Consider the following 20922-nt stretch of genomic DNA (forward strand, 5'->3'; position numbering starts at 1 on the left):
CAGCCGCTGGAAATCGGCGGGCGAGAACGCCATGTCTGGGCAAGGCGCGGGCTGGTCCTTGGCGGATCGCCGGCGCGCCATCTTGTGACCGGCGACAGGTGATGCGTGCCGCAACGACCCATGCGGCCGCCGCCGGTGCCGGCTCGTCCAGACAACGGAGCGGCTCCGTGAGCGCGCAGATACCCTTCGACAACAGCTATGCACGGCTGCCCGCCGGCTTCTTTGCGCAGGTCGCGCCGGCGATCGTCGATGAGCCGGAACTCATCAAGGTCAATCGCGCCCTCGCTGCGGACCTCGGCATCGACGCCGACATGCTGGAGAGCCCCGAGGGGGTCGAGATGCTGGCCGGCAAGCGGCTTCCCGAGGGGGCGGAGCCGATTGCCATGGCCTATGCCGGGCATCAGTTCGGCCATTTCGTGCCGCAGTTGGGCGATGGTCGGGCGATCCTGCTCGGGGAAGTGGTGGATCGGGCCGGTCGCCGGCGTGACCTGCAGCTGAAGGGCGCAGGACGAACGCCGTTTTCGCGCGGCGGCGACGGGCGTGCGGCGCTCGGTCCGGTGATGCGGGAATACATCGTGAGCGAAGCCATGGCGGCGCTCGGCGTTCCGACGACGCGGGCGCTTGCCGCGGTCACGACCGGCGAGGCCGTCTACCGGGACACGCTCCTGCCCGGCGCGGTCCTGACCCGGGTGGCGTCGAGCCACATCCGCGTCGGCACCTTCCAGTATTTCGCGGCGCAGGGCGACGAGGCGGCCTTGCGAGCACTGAGCGCCCATGCGATCGCCCGCCACTATCCCGACGCGGCCGCGGCCGACAATCCGTATCTTGCCCTGATCGGGGGCGTCGTCGCCCGCCAGGCCGAACTGGTGGCGCGCTGGCTCAATCTCGGCTTCATCCATGGCGTGATGAACACCGACAACATGGCGATCTCCGGCGAGACCATCGATTACGGCCCCTGCGCCTTTCTCGACGCCTATCACCCCTCCACCGTGTTCAGCGCCATCGACCGGCAGGGACGCTACGCCTATGCCAACCAGCCGGGCATCGCCCTGTGGAACCTGACGCGTCTGGCGGAGACGCTGCTGACGCTGATCGACTCTGACGAGGAGGCGGCGATCGCCAAGGCGCGAGAAGCCCTGTCCGGCTTCTCCGACCGGTTCAATGCTGCCTATCTCGCGGGTCTGCGGGCGAAGCTCGGGCTGGCAGAGGCGCGCGACGGGGACCTGGAATTGGCGCAGGACCTCCTGGACCGGATGGCCGCCCAATCGGCGGACTTCACCCTGACCTTCCGGCGTCTTTGCGACGCCGCAGACGGTGAGGCCGGGGACGCAAAAGTACGCAGCCTTTTCGCCGATCCGTCCGCCTTCGACGCATGGGCTCAGCGCTGGCGCGCCCGGCTGGCCGAGGAGGGAGAGCCTGCCGGGGAACGGAGCGCCGCCATGCGCCGGGTCAACCCAGCCTTCATCCCCCGCAACCACCGGGTGGAGGCGGCGATCGTCGCGGCGGTCGAGCATCAGGATTTCGCGCCTTTCGAGGCGTTGCTGGCGGTGCTGGCCCGCCCCTATGACGACCAGCCCGAACACGCCGCCTTCGCCGACGCGCCGCGCGCCGAGGAGCGGGTCACGCAGACATTCTGCGGCACCTGACTCCGGCTTTCGCCCAATGGCTGCCCTGTGCTAGCGCCGGTGCGGCGGTCCGGAAGGCCGGCTGCCCGAACGAAGAGTGACGCATGATCCCCTGGGAACATCTCGATACGGCCGAAGTGCCGGGCGGCGGCGAACTGAAGCTGTCGCGCCGTGGCGCCGAATACTCCATCATGGCCGGTACGATCGAGCTGATGAACAGCCGGCTCAGCGGGTCGGAGGAAGCGCTGGCAAGCCTGGCGCAGGAGCGGATCGCCGACCGGCCCGAAGCGCATGTGCTGGTGGGTGGGCTCGGCATGGGGTTCACCCTGCGCGCGGCGCTGGCCATCGCGGGGCCGAAGGTTCGCGTGACGGTTTCAGAGCTGGTGCCGGCGGTGGTCGAATGGGCGCGCGGTCCGATGGCCGAACTGTTTGCCGGCTGCCTGGACGATCCGCGGGTGTCGATCGCACACGGCGACATCGGCGAGCAGGTTGCAGCGCGGCAGGGAGCATTTGATGCCATTCTCCTCGACGTGGACAATGGTCCGGAAGGGCTGACGCGCCGGGAGAACGACCGGCTCTACGACGTGAAGGGGCTGGCGCAGACCTATGCGGCCCTGCGGCCCGGTGGCGTTCTGGCGGTCTGGTCGTCGGCCCCGGACAGCCGCTTCACCACGCGGCTGCAGCGGACCGGCTTTGCGGTCGAGGAGGTGAAGGTGCGGGCACGGCAGAAGAAGCGCGGCGCCCGCCACGTCATCTGGCTTGCCACCCGCTCCTGATCGCCCGGATATCGGGTGTCCGCGGGAGGGAACGGTGCTGCAGATGATGCATTCGCAAAGGACCGAGCTTTCCATTCCCGACACTGCCTGACGAGAGACCGCTCGCCGCCATGCCGCCAGCCTCCCGATCACCCGTGCATCTGACCAAGGCCGAAGCGCGGCGCATCTGGCTGCGCGCCCAGCGGCTCGACGCGGCTGCGCCCTTCGGCGGCGGACCGGAGGCGACGTGCGCCGCGGTCGAGCATCTGGGCTATGTGCAGATCGACACGATCCATGTGATCGAGCGCTGCCACCACCATATCCTCTGGAGCCGGATCCCCGATTATCGGCGAACCGACCTGCACCAGGCGCAGAGCGTCGACAGACGCGTCTTCGAATACTGGACGCATGCGCTGGCTTATGTGCCGACCCGCGACATCCGTTTCTTCCTGCCCGAGATGAAGCGCCACCGGGAGGCACCTGCGCGTTGGTTCGACCGGGTCACCGCCGCCGACCTGAAGAAGGTCCTCACCCTCATCCGCGAGGAAGGCCCGCTGTCGATCCGCGACATCGAGGACGACGTGCTGGTCGAGAAGGATCACGCATGGGCAAGTCGCAAGCCATCGAAGCGGGCGCTGCAACTGGCCTTTTATACCGGCGCCCTGACGGTCAGCGAGCGCACTGGCATGCTGAAGAGCTACGAGCTGATGGACCGGCATTTCGGCTGGGAGCGTCGGCCGCGCCCGGCCAGCGAGCGGCAGGTCGCCCACTACATGCTGGACCGGTCGTTGCGGGCGCAGGGGCTGGTCAGCCTGGATTCGATCTGTCATCTCGCCGCGGCCCGCAAGCCGGCGCTCCGCGAGCTGATCGAGGCAAGGGTTCGGGGCAAGCGCCTGGTGCCGGTGGCGGTCGAGGATGCCGGCAAGGTCGAGCACTGGGCCGAGCCGCAGGTGCTGGACGCGATTCCCCAGGCGGACGCGCCGATCGTCCACGTGCTGTCGCCCTTCGACCCGCTGATCATCCAGCGCCGGCGCCTCGCGTTGTTCTTCGACTACGAGCACCGCTTCGAGGCCTACGTTCCGAAGGACAAGCGAATCCTGGGCTATTTCGCCCTGCCGGTGCTCGTCGGCGATCGCATCGTTGCCGCCATCGACCTGAAGACCGACCGCACGGCCGGCAAGCTCGTCACCCAGCAGTGGACCTGGGCGGGCGAGGGCGAAGCATCGCGTCACAAGCAGCCGGTGGAAGAGGCACTGCATCGCTTCGAGGCGTTCCAGCTGCAGCGCTGAGGACCGACCATCCGTGCGCAGGTGGCGACGCGGCCGGATGGCCGTTACGATCCGCTTGCCTTTTGAACTCCGATGCTTACGATCCCGCGCACTTGCCGACGGGAGGACCTGGTCGGCGCAAAAACACGCCGCCCGCGAGGCGGCGCCTTGCATTCGGGGAGGCATCTCATGGACAGACGCAAATTCATCGGCGGCGCGGCCAAAGGCGCGATCGGCGCCGGTGCCGTCGGCCTCGGCGCCACCAGCCTCGCTGCACCGGCGATCGCCCAGGAGCGCCCGAGAATCCAGTGGCGCATGACCTCGTCATTCCCGAAGTCGCTGGACACGCTCTACGGGGCCGCCGAGGCGCTGGCCAACCATGTGCGCGAGATCAGCGACGGACAGTTCGACATCCAGCTGTTCGCCGCCGGCGAGATCGTGCCGGGCGGCCAGGTGCTCGACGCGGTGCAGGGCGGCACGGTCGAGCTCGGCCATACGGCCTCCTACTATTATGTCGGCAAGGACCCCGCCTTCGCCTTCGGCACGGCCGTGCCGTTCGGGCTGAACGCGCGCCAGCAGAACGCCTGGTTCTACGAGGGCGGTGGCACCGAGCTCCTGAACGAATTCTACGCCAAGAGCGGTATCCACGCGATGCCGGCCGGCAATACCGGCGCGCAGATGGGTGGCTGGTACCGCAAGGAAATCAACACGCCCGACGACCTGAAGGGCCTGAAGCTGCGCATCGCAGGCCTGGCCGGCCGCGTCGTCGAGAAGCTCGGCGTCGTGCCCCAGCAGATCGCGGCGGGCGACATCTATGCCGCGTTGGAGCGGGGCACGCTCGACGCGGTCGAGTTCGTCGGACCGTATGACGACGAGAAGCTCGGCTTCTTCCGGGTCGCGCCGTATTACTACTATCCGGCGTGGTGGGAAGGCGGCGCGGCGCTGCACCTGATGGTCAACGCCGACAAGTGGAACAGCCTGCCGGACAGCTACAAGGCGATGCTGAACGCCGCCAGCCGTGCGGTGAACTGTTCGATGCTGGCCAGCTACGACTACCGCAATCCCCTGGCCCTGAAGCGGCTCGCCGAAGGCGGCGCGCAGCTTCGTCCGTTCAGCCAGGAGATCATGCAGGCGAGCTTCGCGGCGGCGCAGGAACTGCATCAGGAGATCTCGGCCGACAACGAGGACTATCGCAAGCTTCTGGAGAGCCAGAATGCCTTCAAGCGCGATGCCTATCTCTGGGCGCAGATCTCCGAATACACCTTCGACACCTTCATGATGGTCAAGCAGCGCGAAGGCGCTCTCTGATCGGAAGGTTGCGCGCTGCCTGCCCAGGCCGCGCGGTTTGCAGGTTTTGATCGTCGGCCGGCCGCGGCACATGCTGCGGCCGGCCGACGATCGAATGTGATGTTCCGCCGGTCCGCGCCGGCGGAACTGCTGTGCTGGCACTGACGGCGGATCGCGCTGGCCAGGGGCCAGACGTTCGTACCCCAGCGCCGGGCGCTCGCTCCCGTGACGCATTCAGAGGTCTTGTTCAGCATGGATCGCCGTAAGTTCATCAGGAATACCACCGTCGGTGCCCTCGGCGTTGCCGGCGCCGGCACGCTCGCCGCCCCTGCCATCGCCCAGTCGATGCCGAAGGTGCAGTGGCGCTGCACCTCGTCCTTCCCCAAATCGCTCGACACGATCTACGGCGGCGCCGAGGACATGGCGAAGTTCGTGCGCGAGGCGACGGACGGCAATTTCGACATCCAGGTCTTCGCCGCCGGCGAACTCGTGCCGGGTCTGCAGGCGGCCGACGCGGTGACCGACGGCACCGTCCAGATGTGCCACACCGCGTCCTACTATTACGTTGGCAAGAACCCGACCTATGCGCTCGGCGCCACCGTGCCCTTCACGCTGAATGCGCGCGGCCTGCATGCCTGGCTGTACTATGGCGGCGGGATCGACCTCCTGAACGGGTTCTTCAACACCGAAGGCCTGCAGTATCTGCCGGGCGGCAACACCGGCACCCAGATGGGCGGCTGGTTCCGCAAGGAGATCAACACGGTCCAGGACCTCGACGGCCTGAAGATGCGCATTGCGGGTCTTGCCGGCCAGGCGCTGCAGAAGCTCGGCGTGGTGCCGCAGCAGATCGCCGGCGGCGACATCTATCCGTCGCTGGAAAAGGGCGTGATCGACGCGGCCGAATGGATCGGACCCTATGACGACGAGAAGCTCGGCTTCTACAAGGTCGCGCCGTTCTACTATTATCCCGGCTGGTGGGAGGGCAGCCTGGCGCTGTGCTTCTTCACCAACAAGGCCGAGTACGACCAGTTGCCGGATGCGTACAAGAGCCTGCTTGCGACGGCATCGCGCGCCGTCACGCTCGAGATGCTGGCGGAGTACGACTTCAAGAACCCGACTGCGCTGAAAACGCTGGTCCAGAGCGGCGCGCAGCTGCGCCCGTTCAGCCAGGAGATCATGCAGGCGAGCTTCGACGCCACGCAGGAGGTCTATGCCGAGATCAACGGCAGCAACCCGGCCTTCAAGAAGATCTACGATTCGATGGTTGCATATCGCAACGATACTTATCTGTGGCAGCAGGTCGCGGAATACACCTTCGACACCTTCATGATGATCAAGCAGCGCGAAGGCGCGCTGGTGCCGCAGGGCAACTGATCGGCATCCTGACGCACGATCGACGGGCCCGGTGCGGAGACGCTCCGGGCCCTTTTCTTTCCGAATGATTAAGCCGAGCGGTGTGTGTTAACCGCGTGTTAACCATGTCGGCATGATGATCGCCTTGCGTTTCGCTACGAGGCTTTCCCCATGATCCCTGTCATCTCCATCGGCTCACTCAAGACGTCCGGTACCTCCACTCTTGCCATGACACTGGCCGGTGTCGCCGCAGCCGCGGAGATCCCCGTCGTGGTCATCGATGCGGCCCGCGACGGCGACCTCGCCGCCTGGGCACAGGCCGGCCTGCCAGCGAAGGTGACGGTGGAGCGGACCAACGATCCGGTCGTCATCGAGCAGCTGGTGCGCGCGGCGCGCCGTCGCGGCGATGCGGCGATCATCGATGCGGGCGACGAGGCGGAGATGATCGGCCTTTGTGCCCGGCTCGCCGACCATGCGCTGATACCGGTGCGCTTTTCGCCGCTGTCGGCCTATTCGGCGCTGCTGACCGACCAGTTGCTGACCGCGGACACCGGCACCGGCCGCAAGGGTCGCGACCGCTGCTTCGTGGCGAGTGCCGTGACGGCGATCCCGAGCCGCGTGGCACGCAGCGTCGAGGCGATCATCGGCACCAGCGAAACCCGCCGCCTGCGGATCGGTCTCGTCCAGCGCGCCGCCTACGAGGCGCCGTTCCTGCATGGCGGCACGATCTTCACGCTGCCGGACGAAGTGGCGCCGGGCCTCGACCGCGCCCGTGCCGAGGCCGCGTCGCTGGCCTACGAGATCGGCATTCTGGGCCGCGTCGCGGATCTGCCGGAAGCCCCGGCCGCCGAAGCCGACATGCGCGACGCCGCCTGAGGGCAACTCGCAACCCTGCCACCGGAGCAGAAGGCCCCGGCGTTTCAGCGCGCGGGGCCTTTCGGCGTGAGCGGCAGGATAGCGGTCAGCCGCCGGCCGGCACGAGGATCAGCACATGCAGATCCTCGCGCGGCGTGTAGTCGCGCTTGCGGACCTCGAAGCGCGTCGGGGCGATCTTCTTCACGCCGCTGGCACAGAAGCTGACGAGGTTTTCCGGCGCGCCCTTGTCGATCACCATGTTGAAGTCGCCGATGGGCTTTGCCCAATTGCCGCCGGTGACGAGGATGTAGTCGATCCACCGTTCCTGGAAGGGCAGGGTGTCCGGCCCGGCTGCCCGCGTGCGCCGCTCGACGGTCGCCATGAAATCGTCCTCGATGCAGTAGCGCTGACGCATGCGGGCAAGCTCATCCGGGTCGGCCCAGGACTGGCCAAGCATGGTGCCAACGCTGCCGCCGACCGAAGGCGCATAGTCGTGCTCGACGATGGTGGTGCCCGGGGCGAAGGTCTGGTTCCAGTGATAGGTGGCGCGAAGCGACCAGTCGGGCACGAGATGCGTTTCCCAGCCCTGACCGGCGTCGTAGCTTTCCTCGACCGCGATGCCGCCGTCGAGGACGGTCTTTCGGTCCTCCGGCGGCAGGGCATCGAGGGCCCGTCGCGCGGCGTCCGCCTGGGGCGCGAAGGGCAGGCGCAGGCGCTGCATGGTCGCCGTCACGTCGCGGTCGTCGACCAGCACCTTCTGCTCGAGGTCCATCGTCACCGCTGCGCCGTCGACCCTGGTGGAAAAGGCCAGCGGGTTGTCGGGGTCGCCGGAGGGAATGGCGACGTCCCCGCCATAGGGATTGATCCGGATGTCGGGCATCGGGAATGCGACGATGGTGCTCACCGGGTCGCTGCCGGCGTTGACGAATTCGTAGCGGACGGACACGCGGTCTTGAGAAAGGAACAGCTCCTCGCGCCGCATCTCGATGGCATCGGTGGCCTGGAAGACGAGCCCGCCCGCCGCGAGATTGGCGGTGGTGTCGTTGGCCGTGGCGCCGCCCATCAAGGCCAGGGTGACGAGGGCAGCTGCCGCCGCGGTCCGGTATCGAAATCTCGCCACGTGCCTGTCCCCTGGTCCGTCGTCGGAAACGGAGACTAACGCGTTCCCGAAGCAGCCGGTAGCCGCCTGGGGCGGCGCGCGAGGAGAATCTCCGCGCGCCGCCGGCCTACTGGATCGTGGGTGGCTGCGACAGGTCGACAGGCGCAGGCTGGCCCGCCGGAGCGGGGGGTGACGCGGGCTCTGCCGCCGGGTTTGCGGGCGCCGCGCCGGTGGCGGGCGCCTGACCGCCGGGGGCGGCGTTGAAGTCGAGCGGCGGCAGGCCGAAGGCCGGCTGCGCGGCGGAAGGCGGCTGGCCCGGCGTCGTTGTGTTTGAAGGCGCCGGAGCCGGCTGGCCGCCCGCCGGTGCGCCGGGTTCGCCGATCGGGGGCAAGCCCAGCGGCGGCAGCCCAAGCGGATTGTTCTGCTGGCCGGTGCCCGACGCACCGCCGAGCGGCGGCAGGCCGAGGCCACCGTCGAAGGACGGCATCTGCAACCGGATCTCGGACGGATCCATCTGCGGCACCTCGGTCTTGTAGCGCATCACCATCTGCGGGAACATGATCGTCAGGGCGACCATGAGCACCTGGATGCAGACGAACGGCACCGCGCCCCAGTAGATCTGGCCCGTGGTGATCGGCTCCATGCGCTTGCCGGTGATGCGGTCGAGATAGGGCACGCGAGCCGCCACCGAACGCAGATAGAACAGTGCAAAGCCGAAGGGCGGATGCATGAACGAGGTCTGCATGTTCAGGCCGAGGAGCACGCCGAACCAGATCAGGTCGATCCCCAGCTTGTCGGCGGCCGGTGCCAGCAGCGGCACGATGATGAAGGCGAGCTCGAAGAAGTCGAGGAAGAACGCCAGGAAGAAGACGAGGATGTTGACGACGATCAGGAAGCCGGTCTCGCCGCCGGGCACTGAGGTCAGCAGTTCCTCGACCCAGATATGGCCGTTGACGCCGTAGAAGGTCAGCGAGAAGACGCGCGCCCCGATCAGGATGAACAGGACGAAGGCCGACAGCTTAGTCGTCGACTCCATCGCCTGGGTCATCAGGGAGAGGTTCAGCTTGCGCTTGCCAAAGGCCAGCACCAGCGCGCCGACCGCGCCCATCGCGCCACCCTCGGTCGGCGTGGCGACGCCGAGGAAGATGGTGCCAAGGACGAGGAAGATCAGCGCCAACGGCGGGATCAGGACGATGATCACCTGCTGGGTCAGATAGGACATCAGCGGCAGCTTGAGCGCTTTGTTGAGGATGGCCACCACGTAGACCACCAGCACGGCGACCGTTGCGCCCCAGATGCCGGCGCCGTTGGCGACACGGCTCTCGAGATACTGGGTCGTCGCATAGGCGATCACGACCGCTGCCGCCGCCGCGATCGCCAGCGAAGTAACGCCGCGGCCGAGCGTGCGGGCCTCCGGCGGCAAAGCGGGCGCCACGTTGGGGCGCAGCATGGTCAGGATAAAGACATAGCCGACATAGAGCCCGGTCAGCACCAGCGCGGGGACGAGGGCGCCCGAATACATGTCGCCGACGGAACGGCCGAGCTGGTCGGCGAGCACGATGAGCACCAGCGAAGGCGGGATGATCTGCGCCAGCGTGCCCGACGCGACGATGACGCCGCTGGCGAGTTGGCGATCATAGCCGTAGCGCAGCATGATCGGCAGCGAGATCAGGCCCATGGCAATGACCGACGCGGCGACGACGCCGGTGGTGGCTGCGAGCAGGGCACCGACGAAGATCACCGCATAGGCGAGGCCGCCGCGCAGCGGGCCGAAGAGCTGGCCGATCGTGTCGAGCAGGTCCTCCGCCATGCCGGAGCGTTCCAGGATCAGCCCCATGAAGGTGAAGAAGGGGATCGCCAGCAGCGTCTCGTTGGCCATGACCCCGCCGAAGAAGCGGTCGGGCAGGGCGCCGAGCAGCGGCCAGAAGAGGTTAATGTCCGGCGACAGCGGCGCGAGTTCGACGCCGATGATGAAGAACAGCAATCCGTTGGCGGCCAGCGAGAACGCCACCGGATAGCCGAGCAGCAGGAAGATCACCAGCGAGCCGAACATGATCGGCGCCAGATTGTGGGCGATGAACTCGATCATCGGATAGCTCCCGAACCGCCGGTACGGACGTCGTCATGGGGTGGAGGTTCGGCCCCGCCTTCCGGATGGTCGGGGGCGAGGGCTGCAAGTTCGGGGGCTTCGGGATGGGCGGACGCCATCGGGGTGGTGTCCTCCATGCCGCCGAACAGGATCGCGCCGCGCTTGATCAGCTCCGACACGCCCTGCAGGAACAGAAGGATGAAGCCGGCAAGCAGCAGCGCCTTGGCCGGCCACAGGATCAGGCCACCGGCATTGGGCGAATATTCGCCGCGGGAGAAGGACTGCAGCACGTAGGGGGAGAGCAGCCAGATCATCAGCCCCGTGAAGGGCAGCAGTGCGACGAGGTGGCCGATGAAGTCGATCCAGTCGCGGGTGCGTTTCGACAGGACGTTCGAGACGATGTCGACGCGGATGTGCTCGTTCTTCAGGAGCGTCCAGGCCGCGGCGAGCATGAAGATGGCGCCGAACAGGTACCATTGCAGTTCGAGCCATGCATTGGAGGAGATGTCGAAGAGCTTGCGGATGATCGCGTTGCCGGCGCTGACCAGCACGACCAGCAGGACGAGCCAGGAAACGCTGCGACCGATGAAGGTCGTGACGCGGTCGATCCCGCGCGAAAAGGATAGAAGAGCTGACATCCGGCCGGATCTCCCCATGGTGCTCTGGCGCGCCGTGAAGTTGCTGTGCGGCCCGGTTCGCCCTGTGTCCCTGCGACGAACTCGGCGGGCGATACCGCTGATGCGCGTAGTCGCCGAATGCCCTGCCCGGTGCCTGGAAATTCGCTCGTCGTTAAGGAAAATCCGGAGACAGCGCAAGAGCGGCAATCGGTGATAGCGTACGGATTCAACAGGCTTCTGGCATTCCGGCCACCGGAGCCCCTCGCGGATCGCAGCGGTCCCGAAAGGCTTTGACGCCGGGAGGTCCGGCCTGCAAAACAGTAAGCAAGGCAGAATGCTTGGAGCGCACCGACCATCCTTCGTCGGCGCGCCGGCCAGGGAGGACATCGCGCCATGACGACCCGCACCGTTTCACTCGACGACAAATACGATCTCGGCGTCTGCGACGTCTTCCTGTCGGGGAGCCAGGCGATCGTCCGACTGGCGCTGATGCAGGCGGCGCGCGACCGGCAGGCCGGACTGGACACGGCCGGCTATGTCACCGGCTATCGCGGCTCGCCGCTGGGCGGGCTCGACCAGCAATTCGCCCGGGCCAGGCCGGTGCTCGGCAAGAGCGGCATCGTCTTCGAGCCGGCGCTGAACGAGGACCTGGCGGCAACGGCGCTCTGGGGCGCGCAACAGGCCGAGATCCGCGGCGAGGGGCGCCACGACGGCGTCTTCGGCATCTGGTACGGCAAGGGACCCGGCGTCGACCGGTCCGGCGATGCCTTCCGCCACGCCAATCTGTCGGGCACCTCTCGGCATGGTGGCGTGCTGGCGCTGATGGGCGACGACCATACCTGCGAATCCTCGACGACGGCGCACCAGTCGGAGTTCGCCTTCGTCGACGCCATGATCCCGATCTTCAACCCGGCGGGCGTGCAGGAAATCCTTGACTACGGCCTGGCTGCGTTTGCCCTGTCGCGCTTTTCTGGCCTGTGGACGGCGATGAAATGCGTCAAGGACAACATCGAATCGACCGCCACGATCCATACGGATCCGGCCGGTCTGCGCTTCGAATATCCCGAGATCGACATGCCGCCGGGCGGGCTCAACATTCGCCGGGCAGCGCATCCGCTCGAACAAGAGGCGATGCTGCACGATTTTCGCCTGCCTGCGGCGCGGGCCTTCATCGCGGCCAACCGCTTCGACCGGATCGCCCACTCGGGAGGACGCGGGGCAAAGACTGGCATCCTGTCGCTCGGCAAGTCCTGGCTCGACGTGGGGCAGGCGTTGGCAAGCCTGGGCATCGACGAGGTGGCGGCGGCCGATCTCGGCCTGCGCCTGGGCAAGGTGGCGCTGCCATGGCCGCTCGACCCCGACTTCGTGCGCCACTTCGCAGACGGGCTCGACCGGATCATCGTGGTGGAGGAGAAGCGCGGCCTGGTCGAGAACCAGGTGAAGGAAATTCTCTACGGCAGGGCCAACGCACCGACGGTGGTCGGCAAGGCGGACGAGACGGGCCGGACGCTGTTCACGCCCAAGGCCTCGCTCGACGCCAACGACATCGCCGTGGCGATTGGCCGGCGGCTTGTCGAAGCACGCCCCGACGAAGCGCTGTCGGCCCGCCTGGCGAGCCTGGAAGCGCTGTGCGGGCGCACGGCCGCGGCGCCCGAGATCGCCCTGCGCACGCCGTATTTCTGCGCCGGCTGTCCGCACAGCTCGTCCACCCATGTGCCTGAGGGCGCCCGCGCCTATGCGGGGATCGGCTGCCATTTCATGGCGCAGGCCATGGACCGGTCCACCGAGGGCTACACCCAGATGGGCGGCGAGGGCGCCAACTGGATCGGCGAGCATCATTTCTCGACCCGGCGCCATGTCTTCCAGAATCTCGGCGATGGGACCTACAATCATTCCGGCGCGCTGGCGCTGCGGGCGGCGGCGGCCTCGGGCGCCAACGTCACCTACAAGATCCTCTACAACGACGCCGTGGCCATGACCGGTGGCCAGGCCCATGAGGGCGGGCTGACGGTGCCGGCGATCGCCGCGCAGGTGGCCGGCGAGGGCGCCAAGCGGATCGCCATTGTCTCCGACGAGCCGGACAAGCATCGCGGCAATTCGCGACTGCCGGCCGGGGTGACGATCCACCACCGCTCGGAACTCGACACGGTGCAGCGCGACCTGTCCGAGGTCGAGGGGCTGACCGTGCTGATCTACGACCAGACCTGCGCGGCCGAGAAGCGGCGCCGCCGCAAGCGCGGCAAGTTCCCCGACCCCGACCGGCGTGTCGTCATCAACGAGCGGGTCTGCGAGGGCTGCGGCGATTGCGGCGTCCAGTCGAACTGCGTGGCCGTCACTGCGGTTGAAACCGAGTTCGGCCGCAAGCGCCAGATCGACCAGTCGGCCTGCAACAAGGATTTCTCCTGCCTGGAAGGTTTCTGCCCCTCGTTCGTCACGGTGCATGGGGGTGAACTGAAGAAGGGTGCGCGCCGCGGTGGCGAGGCACCCGCAGCGCCCGAGCCGGCGGTCGGCGATCTCGACCGGCCGGTGGGGATCGTCATCACCGGCGTCGGCGGCACCGGCGTCGTGACGATCGGGGCGATCATCGGCATGGCCGCGCATCTCGACGGCCGCGGCGCCGGGATCATCGACATGGCCGGCCTTGCCCAGAAGGGAGGCGCGGTGATGAGCCACGTGCGCATTGCGCAGACGCCGGCGGATCTCAAGTCGATCCGCATTGCGGCGGGCGATGCCCGCCTCATCATCGGCTGCGACATGGTGACCGCCGCCTCGGCCAGGGTGCGCGCCACCATCGCGACCGGCCGAACCGAGGTCGTCGTGAACACGCACGAGACCCTGTCGGGCGAGTTCACCCGCAATGTCGACTTCTCCTTCCCGACGCGGCGCCTGATCTCCGCGCTGGGGGAGGCCGCGGGAGACGGTCACCTGCATGCGGTCGACGCGGAACAACTGGCCGTGACGCTGTTCGGAGACGCGATCTTCGCCAACATGCTGATGCTCGGGCTGGCCTTCCAGACGGGCGCGCTGCCGGTTTCTCGGGCATCGATCCGCAAGGCGCTGGAGATGAACGGCGTCGCGGTCGCGGCCAATCTGGCCGCGTTCGAATGGGGCCGGGCCATCGCTCATGATCCGGCGAACATGTCCGCGAGCGTGGACGGGAGCGATCAGAGGCTCGAGCATCGCCGCCTCTCCGAAAGCCTCGACGAGGCGATCGCGCGGCGAGTCGCCGATCTGACCGCGTATCAGGATGCGGGGTTCGCGGCGCGCTATCGCCAGCGTGTCGACGCCGTTCGCGCCGCCGAACAGCAGGTGGCGCCCGGCCGCAGCGAGTTGACCGATGCCGTCGCGCGCCAGCTCTACCGACTGATGGCGGTCAAGGACGAATACGAGGTCGCGCGGCTCTACACCGACGGCAGCTTCGAGGCGCAGATCGCCGATCGCTTTGCGGGCTATGACCGGCTGGAATTCCATCTGGCGCCGCCGATCCTGGGCGAGACGGGGCCGAAAGGGCGGGCGAGGAAGCGGGCATTCGGCCCGTGGATGATGACCGGCTTCAAGGTGCTTGCGGCAATGAAGCGGCTGCGCGGCACGGCCTTCGATCCCTTTGCGCGCACCGCCGAACGGCGGGCCGAGCGCGCGGAGCGGGCGCAATACGAGGCGACGCTCGATCGGATCCTCGTCGAGCTCGCGCCGGCCAATCACGAAGCCGCTGTGGCGCTGGCCCGGTGGCCGGAGACGCTGAAGGGCTTCGGGCCGGTGCGCCGCCGCTTCGCCGAAGAAGCAGCGGCCAAGCGCGAGGCGGCGCTGGCGGCGTTCGACGGAGCGGGACGGATGGCGGAGGCGGCGGAATAATCGAGCTCCAGCTGACGGAGCCTCTGCCTCGTGCCTGGAGAAGAACGATTCCGATCCTTGGTCCGATGCTATAGAAAGCCGCATGATTTTGCACCGGGACGACCCCGCCAGTGACCAGCCGAGGCCGCCGAAGCCGATCACACGCGAATGGCTGTTTCGGGCGGCGGCGCATTATCTGGAGCGTTATTCCTCGTCGACCGCAAATCTGCGCCGGGTCCTGGAGCGCAAGGTGATGCGACGGGCCCATGCCCGCGGCGAGGATGCCGGCAGCTTTGCCGAACTGATCGACGAGATCGTCGCGCGCTTCGTCGAACTCAAGCTGGTCGACGACCGCGCCTATGGCGAGGCGCGGGTGCTCAGCCTGCGGCGGCGGGGGACATCGACGCGCATGGTCGCGGCAAAGCTGTCGGAAAAGGGCGTCGAGCGGGATCTGGTGGAGGAACTCCTGGCGGCCGACGAGACCAGTGACCGGCAGGCGGCACTGGCCTATGCCAAGCGCCGGCGGCTCGGCCCGTACCGCCTGCGCAACCGCGCCGAGCGGCGCGACCGCGACGTGGCGGCGATGGTGCGGGCGGGTTTCGGCTTCGCCGATGCAGCTGCGGCGATCGACGGCGAGCCCGATCAGGATTGAGCGGGCGGCCCGTGCTGCGGTTTCGTCAGCCGAAACTGCCGCCGAAGATCGCGGCGAGCAGCTTGCCGTTGAACCACAGGATGTCGACCAGCCAGTTCCATCCGTAGAAGACATTCACGCCCGGCGTCAGTGCCAGGACGAGTTCGCCGATCGCAACCAGGCTGATCTCGTTGCGGATCGTGAACCATTTGGCCAATGCGGCGATATAGCCCTGGGCGAGCAGCCAGATCGGCGCGAGCGACAGGATCGTGCGCACCGCCCGTGGCAACGCCGTCGGCCGTCGCCGTACCTCCACAATGTTGATGACGCAGACGGCGACGAAGGCAAAGCTGACCCAGAGCGAAGCCAGTCCCGCGACGATCTGCAGGACCAGCGAGAGATCGGAAAAGCGCACTACCGGCCCCCTGATCGTGCCGTGTTCGGGGGCCAGCCACGCCTGCACATCGGCCCCGATCATCCACGAGTTATCGTCAACTCGCCCTGCGCGCCAAGCCGCGTTCGACGATTTTCAACGCACCGGACAGGATCTGCGCGCCTGATAAAGGAACTGGGGGCCCAAGGGCCCGTTTGAATGGGGACACGTCACACATTGCCGAGCCACGCTGCAGCCGCTCTTCCGGGTGGCCGAGCCACACCCCGCTGAAATCTAGAGGACGACACCATGCCTAGCATCAAGTGCGCCAAGATCGCCATACTCGCCACCGACGGCTTCGAGCAGGTTGAACTGACCGAACCGCTGGCCAAACTGAAGGAAGCCGGAGCCGAGGTGCATGTGATCTCGCCGAAATCCGGCACCATCAAGGGCTGGGACCAGGGTCACTGGGACAAGGAAATCCCTGTCGACAGGCAGCTTTCGGACGTGCGCGTGACCGATTACGACGCGCTGGTGCTGCCGGGCGGCCAGATCAACCCGGATGTGCTGCGTGCCGATCCGAAGGTGGTCAGCTTCGTGCGCGAGTTCTTCAATTCCAACAAGCCGCTTGCCGCGATCTGCCACGCCCCCTGGCTGCTGATCGAAGCGGATGTCGTGCGTGGCCGCGACATCACCTCCTACAATTCGATCAAGACCGACGTGAAGAACGCCGGCGGAAACTGGCTCGACCAGGAAGTCGTCGTGCACGAGGCGCTGATCACCTCGCGCAACCCGGACGACCTTCCGGCCTTCATCGCCAAGATCATCGAGGAAGTGGAAGAAGGTCGCCACGAGGATCGCAAGGTCGCCTGAGCTCCAACCGGCGGAAACATGCCGAGTGCGAATGGCCGGCGTCCCTGAACGCCGGCCATTTGCGTTTGCACCGACCTTACTGGCGCCGAGCCCCACTCGGACCTCTGCACCTGCCAGGAGGTCAGCCGCATGCTGGATTGCGGTCGGCATTGCCACATTATGGCCAGATCGTGTATGTGCCGATCGATTGACGATCAGGAGAATCTCGATGGCTGGCCTGCCGACTTACGATATCAACAACCCCGCCGACATGGATTATCCCGAGCACGAGAGGACCTACAGCGGGTTTCTCACCGCCACCAAATGGGGCTCGATTGCCGTCATCGCGATCGTGCTTGGCATGCTGGTGGGCCTGATGGCCGGCGGCGGTTTTCTAGGCGGCATCGGCACCTTCGTGATCATTCTCGCGATCGCCTATTTCGTCGCCTGACACGAACGCCGCGACCCAGGGTGTGCCGGTAGTGCGATCCGCGCTCCGGCCACCCCATGACTGAATGCAATTCCGGGAGGCCTACGCGTTGAAACTGTTCGTGCCAAAAGAGCGCGAGGCCGGGGAGCCCCGCGTCGCAGCCTCGCCCGACACGGTGAAGAAGCTCACCGGTCTGGGCGCCACAGTCATCGTGGAAACCGGCGCGGGCGCGGATTCGCGTATCACCGACGCAGCCTTCGAGGCCGCCGGGGCCACGATCGGTTCGGCGACTGACGCCGGCGATGCCGATGTTGTGCTGAAGGTCCGCCGCCCATCGGGCGAAGAGCTGAAAACCTACAAGAGCGGTGCGGTGGTCATTGCCGCGATGGATCCCTATGGCCGTGACGACGAGGTCAAGGCCATGGCCGAGGCCGGAATTCTCGCCTTCGCCATGGAATTCATGCCGCGCATCACCCGCGCCCAGTCGATGGATATCCTGTCCTCCCAGGCCAATCTGGCGGGCTATCAGGCGGTCATCGATGCGGCCGCCGAGTTCGACCGGGCCTTCCCGATGATGATGACCGCGGCGGGCACGGTCCCGGCCGCGCGCGTTTTCGTCATGGGCGCCGGCGTCGCCGGTCTGCAGGCCATCGCCACCGCCAAGCGGCTCGGCGCCATCGTCACGGCGACCGACGTGCGGCCGGCGGCCAAAGAACAGGTCGAATCCCTGGGCGGCAAGTTCATCGCCGTCGAGGACGACGAGTTCAAGGCGGCCGAGACCGCCGGCGGCTACGCCAAGGAGATGTCGAAGGAGTATCAGGCCAAGCAGGCCGATCTCGTCGCGTCGCACATTTCCAAGCAGGACGTGGTCATCACCACCGCGCTGATCCCGGGGCGCCCGGCACCGCGGCTCGTCACCAAGGCAATGGTGGAGTCGATGAAGCCGGGATCGATCGTCGTCGATCTTGCGGTGGAGCGTGGCGGCAATGTCGAGGGTGCGGAAGCCGGCACCGTCGCTCAGGTCGGCCCGGCCAAGATCATCGGCCATCTCAACGTGCCTGGACGCATCGCGGCGAGTGCCTCGCTGCTCTACGCCAAGAACCTTGCGACCTTCCTGGAGACGATGATCGACAAGGAGAGCAAGGCCCTGAAGATCGACTTCGATGACCAGCTGGTGCAGGCGACGCTACTGACCCGCGATGGCAAGGTCGTGCATCCGAACTTCGCCGCCGCCGAGACGCCGGCCGCACCGGTCGCCGAGGCCGCAGAGAAGACCGAAGGGGGAGAGGCGTAATGGAAGACGATATTGCTCGCCAGACGCTGCAGCGTCTCAACGAGGCAGGCGGCGCGATCCGCGACGCGCGCACCGGCGTCGAACGCATGCTCGGCGAAGGCTATGGCGAGACGGCAGGCGCCGTGGGCCATGCCGTCTCCGGCATCGATCCCTTCGTGTTCCACCTGGCGATCTTCGTGCTGGCGATCTTCGTCGGCTACTATGTCGTCTGGTCGGTAACCCCGGCGCTGCACACGCCGCTGATGTCGGTGACCAACGCCATCTCCTCGGTGATCATCGTCGGCGCGATCCTTGCCGTCGGCATCTCTGCTTCGGGCATCGCGACGACCTTCGGCTTCATCGCACTGATTCTCGCATCCGTGAACATCTTCGGTGGCTTCCTCGTCACCCAGCGCATGCTGGCGATGTACAAGAAAAAAGAAAAGTGAGGCGGTAGCGACCGATGACAGAGAATTTCGCCGCCTTCCTGTACCTCGTCTCGGGGGTCCTGTTCATCCTCGCGCTGCGAGGTCTCTCCCACCCGACGACCAGCCGTCAGGGCAACATGTTCGGCATGGTCGGCATGGCTATCGCCATCGTCACCACGCTGCTCCTGGCCGGGCCGTCCTTCGGCAGCCTGGTGCTGATCGTGCTCGGCATCGCCATCGGCGGCGCCGGCGGCGCGATCGTCGCCAAGCGCATCCCGATGACGGCCATGCCGCAGCTCGTTGCTGCCTTCCACTCGCTGGTCGGTCTTGCCGCCGTGATGGTCGCCGCCGCGGCACTCTATGCACCGGAAGCCATCGGCATCGGCACGGTGGGCAACATCCACGGCCAGGCACTGGTCGAGATGTCGATCGGCGTGGCCATCGGCGCCATCACCTTCACCGGCTCCATCATCGCCTTCCTCAAGCTCGACGGACGGATGAGCGGCAAGCCGATCATGCTGCCGTCGCGCCACCTCATCAACATCGCGCTCGGCGTGATCATGGTGCTGCTCGTCATCGGCTTCGCCGTGACCGAGAGCCACCTGATGTTCTGGCTCATCGTGCTGGTCGCGCTGGCGCTGGGCGTCCTGCTGATCGTGCCGATCGGCGGTGCGGACATGCCGGTCGTCGTGTCGATGCTCAACTCCTATTCGGGGTGGGCCGCGGCGGGCATCGGCTTCACGCTGCAGAACCTGGCGCTGATCATCACCGGCGCGCTTGTCGGCTCGTCCGGCGCGATCCTGTCCTACATCATGTGCAAGGGCATGAACCGGTCGTTCATCTCGGTGATTCTCGGCGGCTTCGGCGGCGAGAGCGGGCCGGCCGGGGCAGACGATCTGGGCGACCGCACGGTCAAGCAGGGCTCGGCCGAGGACGCGGCCTATCTGATGAAGAATGCCGGCCGGGTCATCATCGTCCCGGGCTACGGCATGGCGGTGGCTCAGGCCCAGCATGCGCTGCGCGAGATGGCCGACAAGCTCAAGGCTGAGGGCGTCGAAGTGAAATACGCCATCCATCCGGTCGCGGGCCGCATGCCGGGGCACATGAACGTGCTGCTGGCCGAGGCCAACGTGCCGTATGACGACGTCTTCGAACTGGAGGACATCAATTCGGAGTTTTCCCAGACTGACGTCGCCTTCGTCATCGGCGCCAACGACGTGACCAACCCGGCCGCGCGCGACGACAAGGCCTCGCCGATCTACGGCATGCCGATCCTGAACGTCGACCAGGCGCAGACCTGCCTGTTCATCAAGCGCTCGCTCGGCTCCGGCTATGCTGGCATCGACAACACGCTGTTCTACAAGGACAACACGATGATGTTGTTCTCGGACGCCAAGAAGATGGTCGAGGACATCGTCAAGTCGCTGAACGACTGATGTCGCGCCATCCTGCACCATAGGAAAGGCCCTGCCGGGATGCCGGCAGGGCCTTTCTCGTTCAACGATCGGGTTGTGATTGCTTACTTCGGGCGAACTTCGCCGGGACCCGCCGGCACGGCCGGGACCGCAACGGTGGCGGGTGCGGTAACGACAGGCTCGGCGGGCGTCAGGGTGAACTTCGACACGCCGATGGCGGCGTTGATGCCTTCCTGGGCCTGGATGCTGATCGGCTGCAGGGAGTAGCTGTCCTGCGAGCCGCCGACGAGCACGTTGGCACCGCCGCCGACAATGGCCGAGGCATCGACCGTGGCGCCGACATAGGTGCCGGCCAGACCGTTTGGCTGATAGGCAAAACCGTCGGCCGTGACGACCGCCCAGGTCATGACGGTGCGTCCGGTCACGCCCACATCGAGGCCGAAGGTGTCGAGGGTGGCTGCATAAAGTTCCACGGGGCCGTTATCGGCGGGCGTGAACTCGCAGACGAGTTTCTCGGAGGAACCGATGATAAAGCCCGTTGCGCCGTCGCTGTGGCAGCCGAGGACGCCGGCATTCACTTCGGCCTGGGCCGAAGACACGGCGAACGGCGCCGCGGTGAGCGCAGCGGCGATGGCGAGGCTCGAGATTCTGGAGATCATGAAGGCATTCCTTGCATTGTTCTGTCCCGTTCGCCGGGAAGAACAGCGCAGGCAGCTTCCTGTTCCGTGACGGATCATGTCA

18 protein-coding genes are annotated in these 20922 nt (G+C 66.8%); 13 read left to right on the forward strand and 5 right to left on the reverse strand.

Annotation, left to right across the window (positions count from 1 at the left end; all coding sequences use genetic code 11):
- Positions 1–167 precede the first annotated feature (167 nt).
- The 6 genes from VQ042_RS03580 (at position 168) to VQ042_RS03605 (ending at position 7164) form a co-directional block, all read left to right on the forward strand.
- Positions 168–1646 carry a protein adenylyltransferase SelO gene (locus VQ042_RS03580; protein WP_331815643.1) on the forward strand — a complete coding sequence of 493 codons (1479 nt, stop codon included), beginning with the start codon at positions 168–170 and terminating at the stop codon, positions 1644–1646.
- Positions 1647–1729: 83 nt separating this feature from the next.
- On the forward strand, positions 1730–2401 hold the full coding sequence (locus VQ042_RS03585) for a spermidine synthase (protein WP_331815645.1): 672 nt from the start codon (positions 1730–1732) through the stop codon (positions 2399–2401).
- A 110-nt stretch (positions 2402–2511) separates the two neighbouring features.
- Entirely contained in the window at positions 2512–3669 is a 1158-nt protein-coding gene (locus tag VQ042_RS03590) for a winged helix-turn-helix domain-containing protein (RefSeq protein ID WP_331815647.1), read from the forward strand.
- Between the two features lie 168 nt (positions 3670–3837).
- On the forward strand, positions 3838–4956 hold the full coding sequence (locus VQ042_RS03595; RefSeq protein ID WP_331815649.1) for a TRAP transporter substrate-binding protein: 1119 nt from the start codon (positions 3838–3840) through the stop codon (positions 4954–4956).
- Between the two features lie 231 nt (positions 4957–5187).
- Positions 5188–6309 (forward strand): TRAP transporter substrate-binding protein, encoded by a 1122-nt coding sequence (locus VQ042_RS03600; RefSeq protein WP_331815652.1) that lies wholly within the window; start codon positions 5188–5190, stop codon positions 6307–6309.
- 150 nt (positions 6310–6459) lie between these two features.
- The gene (locus tag VQ042_RS03605) at positions 6460–7164 is read left to right on the forward strand and encodes a chromosome partitioning protein ParA (RefSeq protein ID WP_331815655.1); all 705 of its coding nucleotides are present in this window, start codon (positions 6460–6462) and stop codon (positions 7162–7164) included.
- Between the two features lie 85 nt (positions 7165–7249).
- On the opposite strand, the gene VQ042_RS03610 is transcribed toward VQ042_RS03605, so the two are convergent.
- From VQ042_RS03610 to VQ042_RS03620, 3 genes are all read right to left on the reverse strand, one after another.
- Entirely contained in the window at positions 7250–8263 is a 1014-nt protein-coding gene (locus VQ042_RS03610) for a DUF4424 family protein (protein ID WP_331815657.1), read from the reverse strand.
- 106 nt (positions 8264–8369) lie between these two features.
- The gene (locus VQ042_RS03615; protein ID WP_331815659.1) at positions 8370–10331 is read right to left on the reverse strand and encodes a TRAP transporter large permease; all 1962 of its coding nucleotides are present in this window, start codon (positions 10329–10331) and stop codon (positions 8370–8372) included.
- Positions 10328–10969 carry a TRAP transporter small permease subunit gene (locus VQ042_RS03620; protein ID WP_331815661.1) on the reverse strand — a complete coding sequence of 214 codons (642 nt, stop codon included), beginning with the start codon at positions 10967–10969 and terminating at the stop codon, positions 10328–10330. The genes VQ042_RS03615 and VQ042_RS03620 overlap by 4 nt, the downstream gene beginning before the upstream one ends.
- Before the next feature lie 372 nt (positions 10970–11341).
- On the opposite strand from VQ042_RS03620, the gene VQ042_RS03625 reads away from it, so the two are divergent.
- Positions 11342–14800, forward strand: coding sequence for an indolepyruvate ferredoxin oxidoreductase family protein (locus VQ042_RS03625; protein WP_331815663.1), 3459 nt, complete (start codon positions 11342–11344; stop codon positions 14798–14800).
- Positions 14801–14882: 82 nt separating this feature from the next.
- Entirely contained in the window at positions 14883–15431 is a 549-nt protein-coding gene (locus VQ042_RS03630) for a regulatory protein RecX (protein WP_331815665.1), read from the forward strand.
- Between the two features lie 25 nt (positions 15432–15456).
- Here the strand turns inward: VQ042_RS03630 and VQ042_RS03635 are convergent, their stop codons facing one another.
- Positions 15457–15888, reverse strand: a complete 432-nt coding sequence (locus VQ042_RS03635) for a hypothetical protein (protein WP_331815668.1) — start codon at positions 15886–15888, stop codon at positions 15457–15459.
- Between the two features lie 204 nt (positions 15889–16092).
- On the opposite strand from VQ042_RS03635, the gene VQ042_RS03640 reads away from it, so the two are divergent.
- The 5 genes from VQ042_RS03640 (at position 16093) to VQ042_RS03660 (ending at position 20202) form a co-directional block, all read left to right on the forward strand.
- The gene (locus VQ042_RS03640; protein ID WP_331815671.1) at positions 16093–16656 is read left to right on the forward strand and encodes a type 1 glutamine amidotransferase domain-containing protein; all 564 of its coding nucleotides are present in this window, start codon (positions 16093–16095) and stop codon (positions 16654–16656) included.
- Positions 16657–16864: 208 nt separating this feature from the next.
- Positions 16865–17086, forward strand: coding sequence for an aa3-type cytochrome c oxidase subunit IV (locus VQ042_RS03645; protein ID WP_331815674.1), 222 nt, complete (start codon positions 16865–16867; stop codon positions 17084–17086).
- A 64-nt stretch (positions 17087–17150) separates the two neighbouring features.
- Positions 17151–18359 carry a Re/Si-specific NAD(P)(+) transhydrogenase subunit alpha gene (locus VQ042_RS03650; RefSeq protein ID WP_331815677.1) on the forward strand — a complete coding sequence of 403 codons (1209 nt, stop codon included), beginning with the start codon at positions 17151–17153 and terminating at the stop codon, positions 18357–18359.
- Positions 18359–18787 carry a proton-translocating transhydrogenase family protein gene (locus VQ042_RS03655; RefSeq protein ID WP_331815680.1) on the forward strand — a complete coding sequence of 143 codons (429 nt, stop codon included), beginning with the start codon at positions 18359–18361 and terminating at the stop codon, positions 18785–18787. Before VQ042_RS03650 ends, VQ042_RS03655 begins: the two co-directional genes overlap by 1 nt.
- A 14-nt stretch (positions 18788–18801) precedes the next feature.
- The gene (locus VQ042_RS03660; RefSeq protein ID WP_331815682.1) at positions 18802–20202 is read left to right on the forward strand and encodes an NAD(P)(+) transhydrogenase (Re/Si-specific) subunit beta; all 1401 of its coding nucleotides are present in this window, start codon (positions 18802–18804) and stop codon (positions 20200–20202) included.
- A gap of 83 nt (positions 20203–20285) precedes the next feature.
- On the opposite strand, the gene VQ042_RS03665 is transcribed toward VQ042_RS03660, so the two are convergent.
- Positions 20286–20840: a DUF992 domain-containing protein gene (locus VQ042_RS03665; RefSeq protein WP_331815685.1), complete on the reverse strand. Its 555-nt coding sequence runs from the start codon at positions 20838–20840 to the stop codon at positions 20286–20288.
- Between the last annotated feature and the right edge of the window lie 82 nt (positions 20841–20922).

This window comes from Aurantimonas sp. A2-1-M11 (assembly GCF_036549475.1).
In the GTDB taxonomy this organism is placed as follows: domain Bacteria; phylum Pseudomonadota; class Alphaproteobacteria; order Rhizobiales; family Rhizobiaceae; genus Aurantimonas.